Raw genomic sequence first — 20,552 nt, 5'->3', positions numbered from 1 at the left:
TATCCGCATTCAGATAATGCGCGCCGGTCGTGTGGAAGCACGCATTGCAGCTCGTGCTCACGTGAACCATGGCGGGAATGTCGTACTCCACCATCTTCTCGTAGATCGGGTACCAGTAGCGATCCGATAGCGGCGGACTGGTCCAGTGACCGCCCGACGGATCGGGATTCAGATTGATCGCGACATTGCCGTACTGCTCCACGCATTTAACGAGTTCAGGAATGCAGGTGGCCGTATCCACGCCCGGACTTTGCGGCAGCATCGCAGCTGGCACGAAATGCCCGGGGAACAACTGGCTTACGCGATAGCACAGCTCGTTGCAGATCGCGGCCCATGTTGCCGAGATGGCGGCATCGCCAATGTGATGCGCCATAAAGCTCGCGCGCGGACTGAAGATCGTCAGATCGAGGCCGCGCGCGAGCATGAGCCTCAACTGATTGTTCTCGATCGACTCGCGCAGTTCGTCGTCGCTGATCTGCAACTCCGATACCTTGGGCATCGCAGACGGATTCGCAATGCCTGCGATCTGGCGGTTACGCCACGCCTCCAATGCTTTCGGCGCGGTCGTGTAGTGGCCGTGAATGTCGATGATCACCGTAATTCCCCGGAAAATAAATTTAACCGGCGACGCGCGCGAAACTCGCGCGCCGCATGTTTCGTGCTGGCTAGTGCGCGGTATTCGGCTGAACCGCCGCTTCGCTGCCGCTCACGCGCTGGCTCACGAGAATAGCGATGGCAGCCAGTGTAGCGGGAACAGCGAGCATCGCCAGAATCGCGCCGAATTGCCAACCGAGACCGAGCAACGCGCCGCCGATCGCCGAACCGAAGATGCTGCCGAAGCGGCCCATGCCGAGCATCCAGCTCACGCCGGTCGCGCGTGCCACGGTCGGGTAGCGGCCCGGTGCGAATGCATTGAGGCCGGTTTGCGCGCCGCTCATACAAAAACCCGCGGCAAACACGAGTACCGCCAGCGACGAAGACAACGCACCGATATAGCCGAGTGCGAGCACGCACAGCGCACCACCGACATACGCCGCGCTGATCACCGGAGCGGGACGTGCGCGGTCCATGATCCAGCCGACCAGAATCGCGCCGATCGTGCCGCCGATCTGGAACATCGCCGTGATGTTCGCCGCGGTCGTGACGGACAGGCCTGCATCTTTCATCAGCGTCGGCAGCCAGCCGGTCAGCAGATAGATCACGAGCAGGCCCATGAAATACGTGACCCACAGCGCGATGGTCATCGAACCATAGCCTTGCGAGAACAGTACGCCGATCGGCTTGCGCGTCGGCAGCGGCGGTTCGTTGGAAACGAAAACTTCGTCACCGGCAAAGCGCGCGCCGCACACACGGCCGAGCACTGCACCGATGCGTTGCGACGGCGCGCCACGCACTGCGAGCAGACGGGCCGACTCGGGCAACAGCCAGACCTGGAGCGGAATCAGCACGAGCGGCAACGCGCCGCCGAAGATCAGTACCGAGCGCCAGCCGTGAACCGGAATCAGCCAGCCGGCCGCGAAGCCGATCAAAGCCGAGCCGAGATTGAAGCCCGTGAACATCACCGTAATCAGCAAGGCGCGCTTGCGCTGCGGTGCATATTCGGACAGCAGCGTGGTCGAGTTCGGCATCGCGGCGCCAAGACCGATACCGGTCAGCACGCGCAGCGTCGCCATCGCCATCGGCGTTTGCGTGAATGCCGTGGCAATCGTGAATACGCCGAACAGAAACACCGAGGTAATCAGCACCCACTTGCGGCCGATGCGATCCGAAGCCGGACCCGCGGCCAATGCACCGATCACGAGACCGATCGGCGCCGCGCTCATCACGAGCCCGAAGGCGGGACGCGAAATCGCCCAGTCGTGAATGATCGACGGCGCGACGAAACCCATGATCGCGACGTCCATGCCGTCGGCCGTCACGACCAGAAAGCACAGCACTACCAGCAGCCACTGGTAGGCGGAAATCGGCCGTTCGTCGATGAACGCCTTGATATCGATTCTTTTACCGCTCGTGGTACTCGTCATTTGAATTCTCCTGTCTCCTTCATGGGTCTTGTCGCACGGCACGAAGCACATGGCTTCGTGCTGTTCGCCGATCCCGCAAGCGTCATGTCGATGTGTTCCTGAATGTCTTGCCCGGGTCATTGGCGTGAAGGTAGCGTTTGGCCGCTCGGGTTCCAAAGCGCGGGTTAACCATATGGCTGTGGTGAATATCCGCGTTTTTTCTATTCCGCATGGCCTGCGCAAAACCGGGTGAATTCACACGAAGCCCCGCTGGATAAGCGCTAAACGCAAATACACAGCCCCTGAAAGTGAGCCTTTTCCGCACCGGCTTCAGAGCACACGCATAAACAGAACAGATGACACGGGAACGAAGTCGCATAGAACGGTCACTTAAGCCGCTAACGGCGCCGCTTTTCCCGTTCTTCACGATTGCGTCTGGGTTGCGCCTTGAATCAGGCATCCAAAACAAAAAGCGGAACGACCGTGACAACGGTCATTCCGCTTCGCAAGCGAGCCGGCCTCGTCAGGCCGGCCATCTAATCGACGCCTACAGGTACGGCTTAAGGTGCGGCAACGCCCTGCGTTTTCGCCGTATAAGGCGTGTAGAAGCTTGAGCCGGCCCACGCACGCGAGGCCGCCGTATAGAGCGGCGCGCCTTGCGCATAGTTCGCGCCGTCGTGCCAATCGCCCGAACCGGTGTATTTCGCAACCGCCGGATACGGATAGACCGGACGCGAAGCCGTGACGTTGTTCGACGCATCGGTCTGATACGTCATCACGGCATCCGGCGCCTTCGCCTGCTCGGCCCAATCCGTGATCTTCGATACGAGGTCGATGTTCGGGAAGCCTTCGCCACCGCCGCAATGCGCCACGCCCGGCACCAGATAGAGTCGCGCGAACTGGCTCACGTTCGAATCGCCCATCGTCTTCTGCATGGCTTCGTAGTACTGGATCGTGAAGAGCGGCGAGATGTGCTGATCCGCCCAGCCGTGCCACAGAATCAGCTTGCCGCCGGCGGCCTGGAATGCGGAGAGGTCCGGGTTCGTCGCGTCGATGAACGGATGGTTCGCCTGCAGATAGGTCGGGTAGAAGCTCGCATCCTGATAGCCGAAGGTGTCGATGGTCGGCATTGTCGGCGAACCGGTGAAGATCAGGTTGTACGCGCCCGTCACGATCGAATAGCTGAACAACTGCTTGACGGACACGGCCGGATCGGTCGAATTCGAGTTCGGCACTTCGACGCCGATCCAGTTCGCTTCCGAACCATACTGCGGCGAACCAGCCAGCATGTACTCGCCGGTCGTCGCATCGGTCGGACCGTTGAGGATGTTCTTCGCCGTCGTGACTTCCGCCGCGGTCAGGCAGTTGCTCGTGCTGGTCGCGCCGTTGGCGCATTGGATCGTCGCCGGATCGAAATGACAGGTACGCGGATCGGCAATCAGACCGTCGGCCGCGCCGCTGCCGCCTCCGCACGCGGCGATAACGGCCTTGTGCAGTACTTGCGCCTTATCGGCATAGAGCACCGCGTTGCCCGTGCTCGTGCCCGTCGTGCTCTGCGACTTCACGCTCCAGCCGTGATACAGCGAGTTCTGGATCTGAAAATGAGCGGCCGGCGCGCCCGCCACGATGCCGTTGTAGTCGGCCGGATAACGTTGCGCGGCCATCAGTGCCTCGCGGCCGCCGTCGGAGCAGCCGATGAAGTACGAGTACTTCTGCGCCTGTCCGTAATAAGCCTTGATCAGCTTCTTCGCCGTAAGCGTCGTGATGTGCTGGCCGCGATAGGCGAAATCGGCCTGCTTTTGCGGGTCCGTCGTCCAGGTCTGATCCTGGCCCGTGTGGCCCATGTCGGTCGCCGCCGTTACGAAACCGCCCTGCTGCACGAGCGGGCACGTATAGCTGAAGCTGAACGAACTTTGCTGCGTCGGGTCGCTGAGATTGCCGCACAAACCACCGCAGCCGAGTTCCGCGAAACGCTGCGTCCAGGTGCTGACCGGCAGCGCGACCTCGAACGTGTTCGACGGGGCGAGTGTGCCCTTCACCGTGCAGAACGCGACCGTCGCGCCATTGATCGTGGCATTGGTTACGCTCGCCGAGGTAATCGAGCTGCCCGCGCCGCCGATGTCGGTGATATCGACCGAAGCGAGCTTCGAACAATCGACGCTCGGCGTCACGACCGACAGCGGCGTGTATGTGCTGATACTGCCACCGCTGCCACTACCGCCTCCGCATGCGGCGACAATCGCGGCCGTCGCGCAAACGCTCAATAAAGTCAGCAGTGAAACCGCACGCGCCTTGATGCTCGCGAATGGATTGAGAGAGTGCAGTGTTCTCATACGTGTTCTCCCGCGTTGTTTGTTCTGGCGAGTATTGGAACCGGATGTGCAGGCGCAGAGCGCATTACGCGTCCACGCTGGGTTACGCATTGCTTCACGTTCATGGATTCATCTCTCCTCTTTGAGTACTTCGGTTCTCAGAAACGTCTCAATCCTTCTGCCGCGGCGAAGTTGCGGTAGAGACACGCCGGCCGGATTTGGACGCGACGTTAGCCAGAGCGGGAATCACCGGAAATCACGGGTTAACCACAGGGATTGGCGATGTGCGTGAACGATTCGCATGCGGGCAAACACGTCGCGATGGCGCTCGATATCGTGCACAAGCCCGCTGCATAAGGACTCGTTCAGGGTGGCAGGCGCCGGATCAGATGGCATCCGGTGCAGCGCGCGACAACTCGCCATAATTTTTTTAGATGCCAAAAGAAAGAAATTGAAATGCGCTCAAGCGGGGCCGCGATCGACAACCGTCGCCACGCTGTAGCGTGGCACCAACGCTATTTGAAATCGCGTTGCGAAATAGCGTGAAGAGCTTTCTCTTTTATTTATCGCGCCGCCCTCGAGATCTTTCATCGTTTTACAAATTCCCGCTTCGGCACTTACGCAAAACAAGCATCGCTTGTATCGCACACGGGTACAAAACTTTTATTTTTCAAAGAACTACGGCGTAGACGAAGAAATCTCGCCACACACCTGCAATCCCGTCAGTTCGCGTAAACCCCGGAATTTTCGACGGCAACGCGCTCGATCGAATGCGTTCTTCAGCCCTTTCGCACCACTTCCTCAGAAACATCGTGCCGACTATATTGAGCCCCGTTCGGTGGACTTCGGATTGGCTTCTCATCCATCGACGCTCACCAGATACGACACCACCTACATCTGCATGACTAAATAAAACAGGAGATCATTTCGATGAACAGGACAAAAATCGCGCTCGCCATTCTTGCGAGCATCTTGATGTCGGCGACAGCACATGCCCAGAGCAGCGTCACGCTCTTCGGTCTTATCGATACCGGTGTTACGTATGTGAGCAACCAGTCGGGCAGCCACAATATCAAGATGGACGACGGCGTCAACGGCCCTAACCTGTGGGGTATGAGAGGCGTGGAAGATCTCGGTGGCGGCACCAAGGCCATCTTCGAACTTGTCAACCAGTTCCAGGTGAACAATGGCCAATTCATGCCCAATGCGAGCCTGTTCAGCCGCACGTCGCTGGTGGGGCTCGTCAACGAGCGCACCGGCAAGCTCACGCTCGGCAACCAGTACGACTTCATGACGGACGCGCTCTATTTCGGCGGCAACGATCCCGCCGAAATTTCCGGGCACTTCTACGCATTCCGCGCCGGCCCGTTCCAGAAGCTCGCCCTGCCGCAAAACCCGACTGGCGCATTCGACTGGGACCGCATGGCCGGCGAGCGTATTGCCAACTCGGTCAAGTACGTGACGCCGGTATTCGACGGATTCAGCGCAGGCGTAATGTATGGCTTCGGCAATGTAGCGGGCTCGGTCGGCGCGGGAAATTCGACGAGTTTCGCGCTTAACTACGCGGCGAACTCATTCGGCGCGAATGCCGCATACACGAATATCAAGTACTACACCGCGGGTTCACCGCAAGTGAGCGTGCGCAACTGGGGGATCGGCGCGCACTACCGGTTCGGCTCGTGGTTCACCAATGCGCTTTTCACGACCGTACGCAATTCCGCGAACGGCGGCTCGGTCTATGAAGGTTCCGTGGGCGCGCAGTACCAGATCACGCCGGCACTCGCGACCGGTGCTTCGTATATGTATATGAAAGGCAATTCGGTCGTCGACAATAACCACGCTCACCAGGTCGCGGCAATCGTCGATTATTCGCTGTCGAAGCGCACGAGCGTTTACGTGCTCGGCCTCTATCAGCGCGCCAGCTCCGGGGGTTTCGCGCAGATCAACGGCATGAACAGTGCGGATGGCGCGTCGAGCGGGCAAACTCAGGCTGTCGCGCGAGTAGGCTTGCATACGCGGTTCTAAAGCCGCGTAAAACCGCGCTTAGGCTGGGCGTGTTCGTTTGTGGAGCATCTAGTCGGTATGCGGACGGTGAACGGGAACGGCGAATGGAGATGTATCGCCGTCTTCCTTGGCTGCGAACTTGAATCGACTAATTGGATGCCAGGATTTTTTTAATCCAATTCCCGACATTCCCATCAATTCGCTCGTATATTCCGCCGTAGCCGCATTGCAAATTCGAATCGGTATCTGGTCGATCTGCGATGCCGGCCAAAAAGATGCCATTGCCACTCATGATGTAGAGCGGACCACCACTGTCCCCTGGACACTGATCTCCCGGAAGAGCGGCCGAAACTGGGCCCGCGACAAATTCAAAGCCACTGTTGCATCCATACTTCCTGGAATCCTGCGCGGAACAACTCGTACTTATGATGGCGACACTTGCGTAACCGCGTTGACCGTCCATTGCTGCACCGCCGTTGCCAAGATCGCGATTTCCGTATCCAACTGCGATGCCAGCCTTTGCCTTGTCGAGTTCGGCGGTTGTTGAAAATATGGTTGGCGAATTCGAATCGTAGATGTCCTGTGCCGTTTCCACCACGGCAATATCCGGCCCATTGCTATCACCGCATTCTGACATTTTGTTGACGCTCACTATGTTGGTAAAACTCATGTCCCTCCCCAACGCAACGCCAACACCGACCTTTTTCATATTGTGCAGACATACGCAGTGGCGTGCAGTCAGTATCTTTTTCTTTCCGATTGCCACGCCAGAACAAAATCCGTTCTGAGCATCCTGGATAAAAACGACGTTGGGATAATGAGTTGTGGCATTGTAGGACCGGCCTGGTGTGTTTGATGCGGGTGGTCCACCTGGTATGCGTGGCGGCAAACCCGATCCCGCTGTTCCACGAGGCGTATCCGGGCCGTCCGATGTGCCGGAAAGGATTTTTTCGGGATCGCCTAGTGCGGCCTGGTGGACGATCAATGACAAAGCATTGCGGTATCGTGAGTCAGTGTCGAGATTTGTCACCGTCAGTGTTTTTATTTTGTTCAGTATATTTTGAGGCTTGGCGTCGCTCTTTTGCTTTGCATTTAGCGCCCCAATGCTGGCACGAAGCATCGCGCTATATTCCGGCGTATTTTCGTCGAATAAATTCCCGGATATTGCGAGGGCATGCGTGGCAATAGCGCTGTTGGACCCGGTGTTGCCTGTTTCGCCGGGCGCTTGTGCTGAGGCGGTGAAAGACAGGAGTGAAAACAATAGCAATCCAGGATATATTATTCGACATGAAACTTTATCCATTTCAATATACCCCTGAATCATTATATTCAATCGATTCAAATGATGCCTGGCGATGCCTCTGATGTCTGCACTAATATTGCGTCAAGGGCATGTGAGGGTTTGCTGAGCCGGCAATGTCTCTACGGTACTCTGCAGAGCGGAAGCCGAAGCTGCTGTATAGGCACTTTGTACATTATATTGTGCCGATTCGAGACTGGATTTGTCTGCAGGAATTTTGCTCGCGTTTGTAGGGTTGTTTTTGTCGGACTGAAGGGTGGCACAGGCAGTCTGGTAAGAGCTGACTGCCGCATAATATTTGCCGATGTTGCTTTGAAGGGTTGAATCGTTTTGCTTTTGAGCCAGCTGGCCCTGCGGAAGAACCGCGTTGCCTAGCGCCGTAGTAATGCCGCTAGTCGATGACGTCGACGCAAAAGAGAGTGCAAGCGCTTGCAGGAAAACATTGGGATCACCTAATTCGTGAACCGTTGCGGTTATATTGATCGGCCTGAATGGTCCGCCTATTGAAACGCCGTCATTATTCTTATATTGGACTCCCGCCGGCACTTTCTCGATCGGGACCAGAGTCCAGGCCGTTTGCGTATTATTGGATACATCGGAAATGGAAATTTTTTTTCCTGGCTTTATATTATAAATCAGCATCCCCACGGTCGATGCTTTATAGTAATCCGTTGCCGTCGATGGCGTCGGGTTGATAAAATTTATCGTTATACTGATCTGCTTACTCCTCCCCTCTTCGAAAACTCCCCCTAGCAAAGAGTGAGGGTAGTAAATTGCTGCAATCTGCGGTTTCACCACAAAATAATTTGCCGTTGCGTCTGCTGCGCTGCTTTGCAATTCTATTTCGGCATAAAACGACGGCACGGTGAGAGGCAGCGTGCCATCCGGCGGATTAAATAATCCCTGGTTCTTCGACAGCGAAGTGATTAGACCAGGGCTATTGGTACAGGAGGCGCCGAGAGAGCTTTTGAAATCCGGGTCCGTGCACCAGTCTGTTCCTTGAGTAGCACTCGGCTTCGCCAGTGCGATTACGTAACAAAATGGCGCTTGGGGCTGATAGGTTTTTTTGGCCGGATCCCAAAGCGCACTTTGATAGAAGGTCGCGCTATTCGAACTCACCTGATACCCCGCCTTATCTGCAGCGGCTGCGGCAGTTAGCGAGGAAGCAATGGCGCCGACCGCCGCGCCGATCAAGTCGCCCCCCAGCAGATTTTCTCCCGCTACGGCGAGCGCACCTGCGTTCACATTGAGAGACGGGCAGCGCGATTCCGGCCAAACGTAAAGCGTCGGCGGGTCAGAGACTGATGCGGCATGAGGCAGCAACGAGCATCCCATTGTGGGCAGGCAGATGACGACCGCGAGCCTCGCCCCCATACGGCGCCATAGATTGACTCTATCCGCAGTCGCGTTATCCATGATTTACCTTTTTCTGTTTGGAGCATGAACTTACAACTGCGGCGAATGCCGTCGACCAGCCAGGTGCTTTCTAGAAAATAGGAAGTGTGTCCTGGTTGGTCAAGCTGTTTGATGCCACTGCCTGTAGCCTCTACCAATCGCCAATGGGTTGGCCGCTTGTTGGGCAAATGTCTCTTCGTGGCCGGTAGTATGCGTTTACGCAGATTGTCCGAAAGCTGCTGGAGGTATTCCAACGTCCACTCCGGGGAATGCTCTACGGTCTGGTGCTGTCGGCCACAACCGACCGTATACGGCAGACGTGTCGCGGCCATTCGAGTGGCGCCTTCCTCGTTTCCATCGTTCGATCGGGAGCTCAGTTGTTCAACAATTTCTAAAGCCGCGGCTGGCGATCCACGCTTACTAGCGCCGATACGCCAGTTCGAGCGTCGCCTTTCGGCCAGCGCGGACACTCTGCCGGAGGCTAAAGACTTTTTGAGCAATACGTTGGGCGATCATTTCCCGATGCTGTTGGCAATCGCACGAAATGCTTGCATGTCCTGCTCGGACAAGCTTTGCTTTAAGGGGGCTACTCTCTTTACCTCTGGGACGTGCTCATAAATGTAATGATAGACAACCCCGCCATTGCCGTGAGGGTCTTGCCAAATTTCGAATGAGCCTTCCCGGCCGCCCGCATATTTCACGTCGAGAGAGATCGACGGTGGAGGCGGCGTTTCCATTAGCCCCTTCCAACCAGTACGGTGCGCGTCTATCCAGTGTGACAAAGCGAGAATTTGCTCTCGCTCCAGGGATACAGACTGCCCGTGGAGATAGCCGGTTGCCGACACGATCGGCGGCGTATCGATATTCTCCGTGCAGCTCGCGCTGGCCAGAATCAATGGCGCGGCAATCAAAAGGTGAAGACAAAAGAGCAAAGGACCTTTTGTTTTTTTGCCTCGCGCATACTCGGTATCAGAGAGCCCTTGGTGCTTGATGAAAGTGATCAAAGCAAACTCCTCAAATATGTCGAAGCAAAGGCAGCCACACTGCGGAATTTGTCCGAAGCCGACCACCTGGAGCGTGCGGGTCCGTCAAACGTCCACGCCGTTGCAGTTGCGCATGGTCCCCGCCCCAAGTTGCCGCTGAGGTTTAAATAGATCGTACAATCGAATGGTCGCTACACCTCAGAAGCAGATATGGCGACTCGATGGGACTGAACGGCGGCAACGGGTCGGAAAACCCATTCATCCACGACATAGCCGACACTCATCGGCACCGGGTTACAAAACTCAGCAAAACAACCTGCTGCAGCCGCAGGCAACCAGAACAGCGAACGTCCGCTCAGGCCGAATCCCACCCACCACCGAGCCTCCCGAACCCACCTTTGCCATGAACGGCAAATGGCCGCACATGTCACGTTTCCATCGTGCAGACTGTCTATCCTCCACTCAAGCTACCGCCGGATTACCTGCAATAGCCCGACTCCACCAGCGTGGAGCTGCTTATCTAACTTTGAGGAGATTGTCATGATGCAAATGCTCATAGTCAGAGATGTGCGGTTAGAGGGCTCGAAGCCCAAGGGTAATGAGGTTCTCGAGGTCGACGCTAGCACGCCTATCAGCTGGCCAATCGCCTGGATACTCAGCAGGGCAAAATTTTATAACTCGCAGTATGTATGGTTGAAGATCCTGGCTCATGGCTATGAGACGCCCGGGCTGCCTCTGGCGACAGGATTCTCTACGCGAACGGAATCAATGCAAGGCAACAGTCAGGGAGGCTATGGTATCCAGTTCTGCAATGAGGGATTGAATCTGCATACCATCCACAAGTTCAGAGTGCTTTTTGAATGGCTCGACTGGACTGATCTTTACTCCTGCGGGACGGCCTTCATCACGCCTGGCCACGAAGGCCGCTACGGCGACGGCAATACATTTTGCTCGAGGCTAGCCCAGACACTCGGCTCACCTGTTCGAGCATCAACTGCGGCTCAGCATTACGACCCCAAAGGAATGGACTTCGGCGCCTGGGAAGGAACCGTTCTGACATATGGGCCCAAAGGTAATGTTATAAATCTTGAGTACAATCCGAAGACTTGAATAAGGGGTGCAGGATCTACTCGGCCATGGAAGTCACCCGCTCTGAAGCCGCGCATGAATACGCCAGCTTCGAGTGTCATGGCCTTGTAGCGCATGCGCCCTTTGGCACTGTCGTCGCGCCAGCAAAGCCTCACGTCGTGCTCATCGAACACGATAAGACACTGGCTGGAGATAGCGACACGGTGCTGTAGCGCGAGAGGTATACGAGCGCAGCCTCAGGTCCGGCAAAGCAGCGCTTGGCATGGACGCCCCGCCCCACTCGCCGGCTCGCAGCACTGAATAGATGCCTTTACAGACGACGGCAAGCGAGTTGCCATCTATACTTCATGGCACGAGCGGAGCATGACAGATAGACCGATCAATCGACGCGCTTCTCATAGATCTCATACTCGACGCCATTCGTTACCTCCGTACCGGGCTCCGCCGGATACACCGTGCCAAACAGGTAGTCCAGCGCCGAGCTGACCGACTTATTGCCAGCGAGCCGCTCGTAGACAAACATGCCATAGTTCGGCTCCAGCACGACGAACACGTCTCTCGGGTGCCAATGGATAGCGGCGGCGTGCCCGGAGTTGTCTCTGGCTTTCCGCATGCCGAACCCGACTATCATCGCACGGCCGCTCGAGAAGTCCGTCGGTGCCGGGGCCGTCACCGCGTCGATCGCCGCTGACAGCGAAGCGTACTGCGTTTTCGGGCTCGACTGCAGCAGCGCGATGCCGCCGAACGTCCTCTTCTTCGGGAATTTCGCGTCCATATGTCCCGTGAAGAGTGCGAAGCTGTTCTGGTCGATGTCCTGGCGACGCGGCGCAGTTGCTCTTACCGGCGCCTGCAGTGACCTGTATTTATCCTCGACCTTCGGATAAAGTCCGCCGATCTGACGCACGGAGAGCTCCGTGGGCGTGTTTTGCAGTTGCGGAAAGATCCGCTTCAGCTTGTCGCCGTAGTCGATCCCCACGACATGCGCCTCACCGAGCTGCAGGTTGCGGTTGTAGTCGTCAACCAGTTGCGAGTTCACTTCCTGCAGGAACCTCTTCGCTCTGAGGTACTTGTCGTAAGCCTGATCGTAGTCGGCCTGGTTGCGATCAATCAGCGCATTGTTGGCTTCAAGATTGCGGTCGCTGATCGCGTTGAAGCTGGCCCAGGCATACCCCTGCCGCTTGGCCTGCTCCTGCATCCGCGTGTAGTAGTCGTAGCCTTCCTCGGCATTACGCTGCGGGTTGGCGCCGAAGCACGGCCGCCCGTTCTGCAGCACACGCCGGATCCAGTCCAGGCAGACGCCGTGGCAGTAGCCGGTGTCGGGCGAGTAGCCTTCGACCGGCAATGCACTGGCGTGCGCGAGCCGTTCCGGATCGGCCATATTGAAGTTCTCGAGCTTGCCACGGCCGAGGGTCGTGAGCTCCGAGATGATTGTTTCACGGTCGGGCATGGTCGGAGTTCCTGAGGAGAGGGCCTTTCACGAAAGTCAGTGGGATCTGCAGGTACATGAAATTCGATTTCATGTGGTTTCTTCCACAACGGCTCAACAAGGAGACTGACCTGCTTTACGTAACGAGATGCGGCTCTTCGGTGATGCCCGGAACGCACTCCTGATAAGTTCATTCAATCCCGAACGGCCAGCCTTCCGAAGGTTAATTTGCAAAGACGAAAAAGCAAGGTCGACGGCGGTGGGGTTTTCAGTGAGCTAAATGACGTGTGTTGTGTGGGATATCGCGCAGACAAATACATCCTCAGCAGCAGGGCCCAACATGGTCCGTGCATGAGGAGCATGCATGTTTGATGCGGAGCAGTCGCGCGAATGAACGTGTGACAGCGAGGGCGAACGACTGCAACCGGCTTTTCGGAAGTATCAGCGTGGCTGCCGCGAACCCCGCCGACACGCCACACCACGCGCCCAGGGAAACCACCAAGCGCCCACCACTCAACTTTGCATACAATGTATCCGCCTGATTCGTGAATTCCCTCATCATGGTCATGAAAGACGGTGTTTTGCATACAACGTACGCCGCACCGGCCCGCTCACCGGACGACGTCTACCTCACGATCAAACAGTCTCTCGCCGAAAACCGCTACGGCGCGGGTCAATACCTGCGCGAAGAACAACTGGCAAAAAGCCTCGGCGTGAGCCGCACGCCGGTGCGCGAAGCACTGCGCCGCCTCGGCGCCGAAGGTTGGGTCGAGATTCGCCCGAACTATGGCGTGCGGGTCAAAGCGTGGTCCTTGCAGGACGCGCGCGAAATATTCGAAGCGCGTATTCTGATCGAACCGTTCCTCGCCGGGCGTGCCGCATTGAAAATCGGCACCGCCGAAATCGAGCGGCTCGGCACGCTCGCCGAACAGATGTCCGCCATCACGCGGCGCACGTCCACACCCGAAACGACCGATGCATGGTTCGCCGCCAACGGCGAATTCCATTCGATCATCACCTCGGCCGCCGGCAACTCGCGGCTCGACCGCTCGTTGACGTCGATGAAGGAAACGCCGCTCATCAAGTGGACGTTCGACTCTTACGACGACGAACACCGAGCGAATAGCGCACGCCAGCATGTCGAAATCGTTCAGGCACTCGAGAACCGCCATGCCGCCTGGGCCGAAGCGATCACCCGCTGTCATATTCTGGCCGCCGAAAAAGCGGTGCTCGACCGTTATCAACGGGAACACCCTTTGCCGTAGTCCGTTGCCGCAACACGAATAGCCGTCGAATAACGACGCAGGAGACGTGAAATGCCGAGCACAGTGAATGCGGGTCCGAGACTGGACCGATTGCCCATCTCCGGTTTTCATCGGCGCATTCTCTGGCTGATCGGCGGCGGCATGTTTCTCGATTCGTTCGATATCTACCTGGCCGGCGGCGTGCTCGGTGCGCTGGCAAAAAGCGGCTGGTCGACGATGCAACTGAATGCGGCATTTCTCTCGTCGACCTTCGTCGGCATGCTACTGGGTGCGTTCACCGCCGGTTTGCTCGGCGACGCAAAAGGCCGCAAGTTCACCTATCAATTCAATCTCGCGATCTTCGGTCTTGCCTCGATCGCCGGCGCGCTCGCACCGAACATGATGTGGCTGATCGTCTGCCGCTTTTTCATGGGCCTCGGGCTCGGTGCGGAGATCGTCGTCGGTTATGGTTCGGTCGGCGAGTTCATTCCCCCCGCCGTGCGCGGCAAGTGGTCCGCGTATCTCTCGCTGATTACGAACTCGGCGCTGTTCTTCTCGACGTTCATCGGCTATCTGATCATTCCGACGATCGGCTGGCGCGCGATGTTTGCTCTCGTCGGCGCGGGCGCGCTCGTTGTGTGGGTGATCCGCAAGAAGATGCCCGAGTCGCCGCGCTGGCTCGAATCCCAAGGCCGCGACGCGGAAGCCGAGGCGATTCTTCGCGCGGCGGAGGCGGAATCGTCGCGAGGCGAGGCACTGCCTCCCATCGCGCCATCGCTCGAAGCGCTCGGCGCGCCGCCACGTTCCACAACACTTTTCGACCTGTTCAAAGCCGCGCAGATTCGCCGCACGCTACTCGCGATCTGCGTGCAGATCGGCGTGAATGTGGTGATCTATGGCTTTATCGTCTGGGTGCCGACATTCCTGATCAAACAGGGGCTCGGCATGGCTTCGTCGCTCGGCTATACCACGCTGATGTCGCTCGGCGGTCCCACCGGCGCCTTCCTCGGCGTGCTGGTTGCCGACAGAATCGGCCGTAAAAACGGGCTCATTGCCGTGGCGCTGATCGCCGCGCTGGTGGGCTGGCTCTATGGACATTCGACGAGCGTCGCGACGGCCACCGTGCTCGGCTTTCTGCTTTTCACGCTCACGTATCTGCTGGTCGCGCTCGGTATTGCCACGTATATTCCCGAGCTTTTCGCCACGGAGAACCGCATGCGCGCGAACGGTATCGCCGGTTGCGCGGGGCGCATCGCCGGTATTCTCGCGCCGCAGCTCGTGGTCGTCCTGTATGCGACGGGCGGCGTCAAGGACGTGCTCTCGGTCATCGTCGGCGTGCTCGTCGTCATGGCTGCGGTGCTCGCGCTCTTCGGTATCGAAACGAACCGGCGCTCGCTCGAAGACATCGCGCCACCGCCCACCCTCGATACCGATGCCGAGCTCGCCGGCGCAGCGGTCGCCCCCGAGTCACGTCATTGACTCGGATCATTGAATCGACACATCACGGACACTCATCGTCATCAACGGAACCAGCATGAACGCACAGAGCAAACGTCAACAACTGAAGAGCCGTCTTGCACAACCGGAAATCGTCACCGCGCCCGGCATCTTCGATCTGATCTCCGCGAAAATGGCGGACTCGATGGACTTCGACTGCCTGTACATGACGGGCTTCGGCACCGTCGCGTCCTATCTCGGCGTGCCCGACGCGGGTCTCGCCACTTACACGGACATGGTCGATCGCGTCACCGCGTTTTGCGGCGCAACCGGCACGCCGCTGATCTGCGACGGCGACACCGGTTACGGCGGTCTGCTCAACGTCGCACACACGGTACGCGGCTACGAACGCGCCGGCGCCGCAGGCATTCAACTCGAAGACCAGGAGTTTCCGAAGAAATGCGGACACACGCCGGGCCGCAAGGTGATTGCGCTCGACGACATGGTGAAGAAGATCAAGGTTGCAGCCGAAACACGCGAGGACGCGAACTTCCAGATCGTCGCGCGCACCGACGCACGCACCTCGCTCGGACTCGACGAAGCATTGAGGCGCGGCGAAGCGTTCGCGAAAGCCGGCGCCGACGTGCTGTTCATCGAATCGCCGGAAACCGTCGAGGAACTGGAGACGATCGCGCGCACGTTCGATACGCCGCTGCTCGTCAATATCGTCGAAGGCGGACGCACGCCGCAACTGACACCCGCCGAATTGCAGAAGCTCGGCTTTTCGATTGCGATCTATCCGGCATCGGGATTTCTTGCCGCCGCGCAGGCACTGCGGGACGTCTACGGCCAGATCAAGGCACTCAAGGGCACCGTGCAGGCACAGAACAGCATGTATCCGTTCTCGCAGATGTGCGAGCTGATGGGCTTTCCCGCGATCTGGCAATTCGATCGTGAGCATGCCGAATAAATATACACAGAGATGTGCTAGCAACCACGGCTCATTGCCGTTGCCGATAGCCGGCACTAACAATCGCTGACAAAAATTCACGCTCCTCATTTCCGCGGATCGCGTAGCATAGCGAAGGCATGTCCTGCGAGCGCCACGCGCTCGCATTTGTCATTCAACTGTGGAGATTCTGGAAATGAGTATTTTTGGCGACATCGTGCATAAGCTGTTCGGCAAGGCCAAGCCGGACCAACCTGCCCCCGCCGCGGAACCGACACCGGACCCGGCTGCCGCGCAAGCCGCCGCGCCTGACACCCCCGCACCGCTCGCCGACGTCGACGTGGCCGCCGTGATGGATCAGCTCGTCAGCGAAAGCGGACAGACGCTGAACTGGCGCACCTCGATTGTCGACACGATGAAAGCGCTCGGCATCGACAGCAGCCTCGACCACCGCAAGCAGCTGGCTCAGGAACTGAAGTACAGCGGTGATATGAACGACTCGGCCAGCATGAACATCTGGCTGCACAAGCAGGTCATGCAGGCGCTCGCGGCCAACGGCGGCAAGCTGCCGGCCGATCTGGCAAGTTAAACGCCCGTCATTCGGGCGCGATTGCCCGGCGCAAACCATGGCTCGGGCAAGATGAAACGCGGCCGCTCATGAAGCCTGCACGAAGCCATGCATCAAGCCTCGCGCAAGAACCTCTGAGCGGTCGCGCCACTCCCCTACCCTGCGTACTGAACGAGGGTATCCCAACCTGCCGCGACTGAGAACGGCCCGATATCTCATCCGGCTATTGCGCCGCGGTCAGCTTGAGCCCGGGCTTCAGTGGCTGGGTCATTTCCTGCGGACCTTTGCGTTCGTCCGACACCTGTTCAATACCTTTTCTCGTCACTTCTTCGAGAAAGGTCAGGCGAGCCCGGTAATAATCGGCGCGCAATTGTGCATCGAGCACGAGCTGCTCGGCCTGAAACAGCTCCATACGCAAGTTGTTCAACGCACGCTCGGCCTGTTTCTCGGGAGTAGGAGCATGTTGTGAAGCCCAGTTAGCAAGCCACCGCATCATGGTGAAGCCCTCCTTGAGTTCAATGCTCTGCTACAACACAGGCTATCAAATTCCGGGCACAACGTGTGTTAAATCCTCTCAAGCGTTGCGTATTGTGCAAGCCACGGCGCGTGGGCGCACCATGAACGCCCGTTCATTTCATGCCCGCTATGCGCCATGAGCGGCTATCGAACCCGATGCGCCGCGCTTTGCATGCCGCAATAGCGATGAAAAGAAAAAAGCCCGCACAGGGGAGGCGGGCGAAAACAACGCTCCATTAAAGCGTGTCATGACGATGACACGCAGGCAGTCTACTGCTGCTGCGGTGCGAATCTCTGTGGGGTTACCGGCAATTCATCGCACATCGGACAATCGCTAACGGTAACTGCGGACCCTGACTGTTATTCCAAGCGCAAACGTCAACGCCAACCTCAACGAAGCATTTCCACGTTCTTCACAATGGCACGCGCAAACTGTGCGACCTGCCGGCCCTGTTCGATCAGGTCCATCGCGAGCCGGAACGTCACCACGTCGGCCTTATCCGCGAGTTGAAGCCTGGCGAGTACGACCTGGCGCGCGGTCGTGGCCAATTGTTCGATTTCGCTTTTCGCGCCGATCACCTTCGCGCCTTCTTCGGCATCGGGTTCCTCGATCGTGCGAATCGCCTGTTCGAGATTGCGAATCACGGCGTCGCTAAAGCGCGCGGTCGCCTCGTCGCGCAGGCGCACGAGATCGATCTGCTGCGTGAGTCTTTGCTGGCCGATCGTGATGAGTGTCGTGCTGACCACGCCGCTAATGCTCTCGAGATTGCTCGCCACCTGCGTGAAGCCGACCATCTGCTGACCTTCGTCTTCCGAATGCTGAACCTGCGAGAGCTGGCCGATATAGTGAAGAATCTCCGCGGCAAGCCGGTCGGCTTCCTTGTCCTGATCCAGCAGCAGATTGATCTCCTCGATCGTTCCGGTTGAAATCGTCTGCGAGCCTCGTCGCACGATATCGAGCACCTGTCCGCCGAGCCGCGTCAGTTCGATGCGCACGCGCTGCAATCCGAGCGAAGGCACCGTCAGCGAAGACGCGTCGAGATAGAGCGGGTCGCCGGCCGGTTTGGCCGCCTGCGCGCGTATCGGCACGATCAGTTGAGCAAGCCGCGCGATCGGTCCGGTAAACCAGATCAGCACCAGCGTGCTCGCCACGCTAAAGATCGTATGAGCGTTCGCGACCTGACGCGGCGCTTCGGCCGCGAGCCGGGCGACGCCCTGCAACTCCGGATGCGACGGCGAAACGTAGCGCACCAGCTCCGCCATCTGTGGAATCACGAAAATCCCCACCGCCACGCCGAGCAGATTGAACACCAGATGCACGACGCCTACCTGCACCGCTTCGGGCGTTTTGCCGATCGACGCGAGCAGCGCGGTGCCGCAAGTACCGACCTTCGCGCCGAGAATCAGCGTGATCGCCGCCTCGAGCGGCATCAACCCTTGCCCGCTCAGCGCGATGACGATCGCGAGCGTCGCCGCCGAGCTTTGCACGATCGCCGTGAAGACCGCGCCGACCACGATGCCGACGATCGGGTTGCGCATATCCTGCATCGCGTCGATAAACGGCTGAAACGTGCGCAGCGGATGCGTCGCCTCGCCCATCAACTGGATGCCCATGAAGAGCAGGCCGAGCCCGAGTACCACGCGGCCGATCTCGCGCAGCAGTTCGCGCTTGCCGAACGCATGCAGCACGAAGCCGGCCGCGAGCATGAACGGCGTGAGCCGCGATACGTCGAATGCGATGATCTGCGCGGTGATGGTCGAGCCGATGTTCGCGCCCATAATCATCGGCACAGACTGCGTCAGGGTCATCAATCCGGCGGAGACGAAGCCGACCATCAGCACGGTCGTGATCGTCGACGAATTGAGCAAGGCGGTCACGACCGCGCCGGCCACGACACCGCGAAAGCGGCTCGCGGTCAGCACGCCGAGCAACGCCTGCAATCTCGATCCCGCGATCGCCTTCAGGCCGCCGGTCATGAACTCGAGACCGAGAAGAAAAAGAGCGAGGCCACCGATCAACAGCCCGAATATCCCGACCCAGTTCAGCCCGACCGGGTCGATGTCCGTCAGGTAGTCAGTCATCCTGCGAGGCCCTTGTGAGGAAGCAGATGCACGAAATTACAGCGCGCGCGCTGGCATGTAAAGCGAGTTAAGCAACGCCTGATTTCCTTGTGCCGCAATGCGCATCCCCCTGCGCCCGGTCCGGACACCGTTTCATTACAGTTGAAAGCCATGCCGATGAGGCTGCTGAGGGCACCGCCGGTGTCACCGCCAATGTCACATTAATGACAGGATCGAGCCGCGCTCCGGCCGTGCGATTGGCAGTTAACCCGTAGGTAAAAATGCCCATCGTCCGGCCTGCGGGCGGCTGCCAATAATATCCCCATCCTCCGAATCGACTCGCTGCACACCACCCCAGAAAGAAGGAGGACTTATGGCAAATCGTATTGCCTACGTAACCGGCGGCATGGGCGGTATCGGTACCGCAATCTGCCAGCGCCTGCACAAGGAAAATTACACGGTCATCGCGGGCTGCGGCCCGAATTCGGCACGCAAGACCCGATGGCTCGAAGAACAGAAAGCGCTAGGTTATAACTTCGTCGCATCGGAAGGTAACGTCGCCGATTGGGAATCCACCGCGAAAGCGTTCGAAAAGGTCAAGAAGGAAGTCGGCGAAGTCGACGTGCTCGTCAATAACGCGGGTATTACGCGCGACGGCGTATTCCGCAAGATGACGCATGAAGACTGGAACACGGTGATCGACACCAATCTCACGAGCCTGTTCAACGTGACCAAGCAGGTCATCGACAGCATGGTCGAGCGAGGCTGGGGCCGCATCATCAACATCTCGTCGGTCAACGGCCAGAAAGGCCAGTTCGGGCAAACCAACTATTCCACCGCGAAAGCCGGCATTCACGGCTTCTCGATGGCATTGGCGCAGGAAGTCGCAACCAAGGGCGTGACGGTCAACACCGTATCGCCCGGCTATATCGGCACGGACATGGTGCGCGCGGTCAAGCCCGAAGTACTCGCAAAGATCGTCGAGAGCATTCCGGTCAAGCGCCTCGGCGAACCGGAAGAAATCGCCTCGATCGTCGCGTGGATCGCCTCGGAAAGCGCGGGCTTCGCGACGGGTGCCGACTTCTCGCTGAACGGCGGTCTGCATATGAGCTAACGGAAACGGCAGCGCATTTCACGCGGCGTGAGCGTGTCCCGCTTCAATGGACACTTCATCAGGTTCCAGATGATGTCGCGGCCCGGCGCGAGCCGGCCGCGTCAGTGAGCTTATGGCCAGAAAAGCGAGCCCTCCTCACGAAGCACACGCG

16 protein-coding genes and 1 pseudogene are annotated in these 20,552 nt (G+C 58.6%); 7 read left to right on the top strand and 10 right to left on the bottom strand.

What is annotated here, in order from left to right; translation table 11 throughout:
* The 3 genes from G3N58_RS24590 to G3N58_RS24580 all read right to left on the bottom strand — a co-directional run.
* A partial coding sequence (locus G3N58_RS24590) for an amidohydrolase family protein (protein ID WP_206000433.1) occupies nucleotides 1-595 on the bottom strand: 595 nt, incomplete at its 3' end.
* A gap of 70 nt (nucleotides 596-665) precedes the next feature.
* Nucleotides 666-2,024 carry an aromatic acid/H+ symport family MFS transporter gene (locus G3N58_RS24585; RefSeq protein WP_206000432.1) on the bottom strand — a complete coding sequence of 453 codons (1,359 nt, stop codon included), beginning with the start codon at nucleotides 2,022-2,024 and terminating at the stop codon, nucleotides 666-668.
* Between the two features lie 539 nt (nucleotides 2,025-2,563).
* Nucleotides 2,564-4,336, bottom strand: a complete 1,773-nt coding sequence (locus tag G3N58_RS24580) for a tannase/feruloyl esterase family alpha/beta hydrolase (protein WP_206000431.1) — start codon at nucleotides 4,334-4,336, stop codon at nucleotides 2,564-2,566.
* A gap of 909 nt (nucleotides 4,337-5,245) precedes the next feature.
* Here G3N58_RS24580 and G3N58_RS24575 point away from each other — a divergent pair.
* Nucleotides 5,246-6,340, top strand: a complete 1,095-nt coding sequence (locus G3N58_RS24575) for a porin (RefSeq protein ID WP_206000430.1) — start codon at nucleotides 5,246-5,248, stop codon at nucleotides 6,338-6,340.
* 127 nt (nucleotides 6,341-6,467) lie between these two features.
* On the opposite strand, the gene G3N58_RS24570 is transcribed toward G3N58_RS24575, so the two are convergent.
* From G3N58_RS24570 to G3N58_RS24560, 3 genes are all read right to left on the bottom strand, one after another.
* Nucleotides 6,468-7,643, bottom strand: coding sequence for a trypsin-like serine protease (locus tag G3N58_RS24570; RefSeq protein ID WP_167039526.1), 1,176 nt, complete (start codon nucleotides 7,641-7,643; stop codon nucleotides 6,468-6,470).
* 60 nt (nucleotides 7,644-7,703) lie between these two features.
* On the bottom strand, nucleotides 7,704-9,035 hold the full coding sequence (locus G3N58_RS24565) for a hypothetical protein (RefSeq protein WP_206000429.1): 1,332 nt from the start codon (nucleotides 9,033-9,035) through the stop codon (nucleotides 7,704-7,706).
* A gap of 491 nt (nucleotides 9,036-9,526) precedes the next feature.
* Nucleotides 9,527-10,018, bottom strand: a complete 492-nt coding sequence (locus tag G3N58_RS24560) for a hypothetical protein (protein ID WP_167039522.1) — start codon at nucleotides 10,016-10,018, stop codon at nucleotides 9,527-9,529.
* 519 nt (nucleotides 10,019-10,537) lie between these two features.
* Here G3N58_RS24560 and G3N58_RS24555 point away from each other — a divergent pair.
* Entirely contained in the window at nucleotides 10,538-11,107 is a 570-nt protein-coding gene (locus G3N58_RS24555; RefSeq protein WP_167039520.1) for a hypothetical protein, read from the top strand.
* A 71-nt stretch (nucleotides 11,108-11,178) separates the two neighbouring features.
* Here the strand turns inward: G3N58_RS24555 and G3N58_RS34265 are convergent.
* Nucleotides 11,179-11,354 (bottom strand): annotated as a pseudogene (locus G3N58_RS34265) (transposase); the annotation flags it as partial.
* 111 nt (nucleotides 11,355-11,465) lie between these two features.
* Nucleotides 11,466-12,533, bottom strand: a complete 1,068-nt coding sequence (locus G3N58_RS24545; RefSeq protein ID WP_206000428.1) for a hypothetical protein — start codon at nucleotides 12,531-12,533, stop codon at nucleotides 11,466-11,468.
* Between the two features lie 539 nt (nucleotides 12,534-13,072).
* Here G3N58_RS24545 and G3N58_RS24540 point away from each other — a divergent pair.
* From G3N58_RS24540 to G3N58_RS24525, 4 genes are all read left to right on the top strand, one after another.
* A complete protein-coding gene (locus tag G3N58_RS24540) occupies nucleotides 13,073-13,777 on the top strand; it encodes a GntR family transcriptional regulator (RefSeq protein WP_206000435.1) in 705 nt (234 codons plus the stop codon).
* 51 nt (nucleotides 13,778-13,828) lie between these two features.
* The gene (locus G3N58_RS24535) at nucleotides 13,829-15,235 is read left to right on the top strand and encodes an MFS transporter (RefSeq protein WP_167284345.1); all 1,407 of its coding nucleotides are present in this window, start codon (nucleotides 13,829-13,831) and stop codon (nucleotides 15,233-15,235) included.
* Nucleotides 15,236-15,290: 55 nt separating this feature from the next.
* On the top strand, nucleotides 15,291-16,163 hold the full coding sequence (locus G3N58_RS24530) for an isocitrate lyase/PEP mutase family protein (protein WP_205988697.1): 873 nt from the start codon (nucleotides 15,291-15,293) through the stop codon (nucleotides 16,161-16,163).
* A gap of 175 nt (nucleotides 16,164-16,338) precedes the next feature.
* Complete coding sequence (locus G3N58_RS24525; RefSeq protein ID WP_167039510.1) at nucleotides 16,339-16,731, top strand: DUF3597 domain-containing protein; 393 nt, start codon at nucleotides 16,339-16,341, stop codon at nucleotides 16,729-16,731.
* 202 nt (nucleotides 16,732-16,933) lie between these two features.
* Here G3N58_RS24525 and G3N58_RS24520 read toward each other — a convergent pair whose 3' ends face one another.
* Nucleotides 16,934-17,206, bottom strand: coding sequence for a hypothetical protein (locus G3N58_RS24520; protein WP_205988698.1), 273 nt, complete (start codon nucleotides 17,204-17,206; stop codon nucleotides 16,934-16,936).
* Nucleotides 17,207-17,616: 410 nt separating this feature from the next.
* Nucleotides 17,617-19,308, bottom strand: coding sequence for a Na/Pi cotransporter family protein (locus tag G3N58_RS24515; protein WP_206000427.1), 1,692 nt, complete (start codon nucleotides 19,306-19,308; stop codon nucleotides 17,617-17,619).
* 352 nt (nucleotides 19,309-19,660) lie between these two features.
* Here G3N58_RS24515 and G3N58_RS24510 point away from each other — a divergent pair, with 352 nt between their 5' ends.
* A complete protein-coding gene (locus G3N58_RS24510) occupies nucleotides 19,661-20,401 on the top strand; it encodes a 3-ketoacyl-ACP reductase (RefSeq protein ID WP_167039505.1) in 741 nt (246 codons plus the stop codon).
* Nucleotides 20,402-20,552 lie beyond the last annotated feature (151 nt).

It is taken from the genome of Paraburkholderia sp. Ac-20342 (assembly GCF_017104985.1).
GTDB lineage: Bacteria > Pseudomonadota > Gammaproteobacteria > Burkholderiales > Burkholderiaceae > Paraburkholderia.
The sequence above is the reverse complement of the archived record's forward strand: the minus strand, read 5'-3'. Positions and strand labels throughout refer to the sequence as shown.

Excerpts from the sequence above, each read along its gene's own strand:
- G3N58_RS24585 (WP_206000432.1), bottom strand. The coding sequence starts at position 2,024 with ATGACGAGTACCACGAGCGGTAAAAGAATCGATATCAAGGCGTTCATC.
- G3N58_RS24580 (WP_206000431.1), bottom strand. The coding sequence starts at position 4,336 with ATGAGAACACTGCACTCTCTCAATCCATTCGCGAGCATCAAGGCGCGT.
- G3N58_RS24575 (WP_206000430.1), top strand. The coding sequence starts at position 5,246 with ATGAACAGGACAAAAATCGCGCTCGCCATTCTTGCGAGCATCTTGATG.
- G3N58_RS24570 (WP_167039526.1), bottom strand. The coding sequence starts at position 7,643 with ATGATTCAGGGGTATATTGAAATGGATAAAGTTTCATGTCGAATAATA.
- G3N58_RS24565 (WP_206000429.1), bottom strand. The coding sequence starts at position 9,035 with ATGGATAACGCGACTGCGGATAGAGTCAATCTATGGCGCCGTATGGGG.
- G3N58_RS24555 (WP_167039520.1), top strand. The coding sequence starts at position 10,538 with ATGATGCAAATGCTCATAGTCAGAGATGTGCGGTTAGAGGGCTCGAAG.
- G3N58_RS24545 (WP_206000428.1), bottom strand. The coding sequence starts at position 12,533 with ATGCCCGACCGTGAAACAATCATCTCGGAGCTCACGACCCTCGGCCGT.
- G3N58_RS24540 (WP_206000435.1), top strand. The coding sequence starts at position 13,073 with ATGGTCATGAAAGACGGTGTTTTGCATACAACGTACGCCGCACCGGCC.
- G3N58_RS24535 (WP_167284345.1), top strand. The coding sequence starts at position 13,829 with ATGCCGAGCACAGTGAATGCGGGTCCGAGACTGGACCGATTGCCCATC.
- G3N58_RS24530 (WP_205988697.1), top strand. The coding sequence starts at position 15,291 with ATGAACGCACAGAGCAAACGTCAACAACTGAAGAGCCGTCTTGCACAA.
- G3N58_RS24525 (WP_167039510.1), top strand. The coding sequence starts at position 16,339 with ATGAGTATTTTTGGCGACATCGTGCATAAGCTGTTCGGCAAGGCCAAG.
- G3N58_RS24520 (WP_205988698.1), bottom strand. The coding sequence starts at position 17,206 with ATGATGCGGTGGCTTGCTAACTGGGCTTCACAACATGCTCCTACTCCC.
- G3N58_RS24515 (WP_206000427.1), bottom strand. The coding sequence starts at position 19,308 with ATGACTGACTACCTGACGGACATCGACCCGGTCGGGCTGAACTGGGTC.
- G3N58_RS24510 (WP_167039505.1), top strand. The coding sequence starts at position 19,661 with ATGGCAAATCGTATTGCCTACGTAACCGGCGGCATGGGCGGTATCGGT.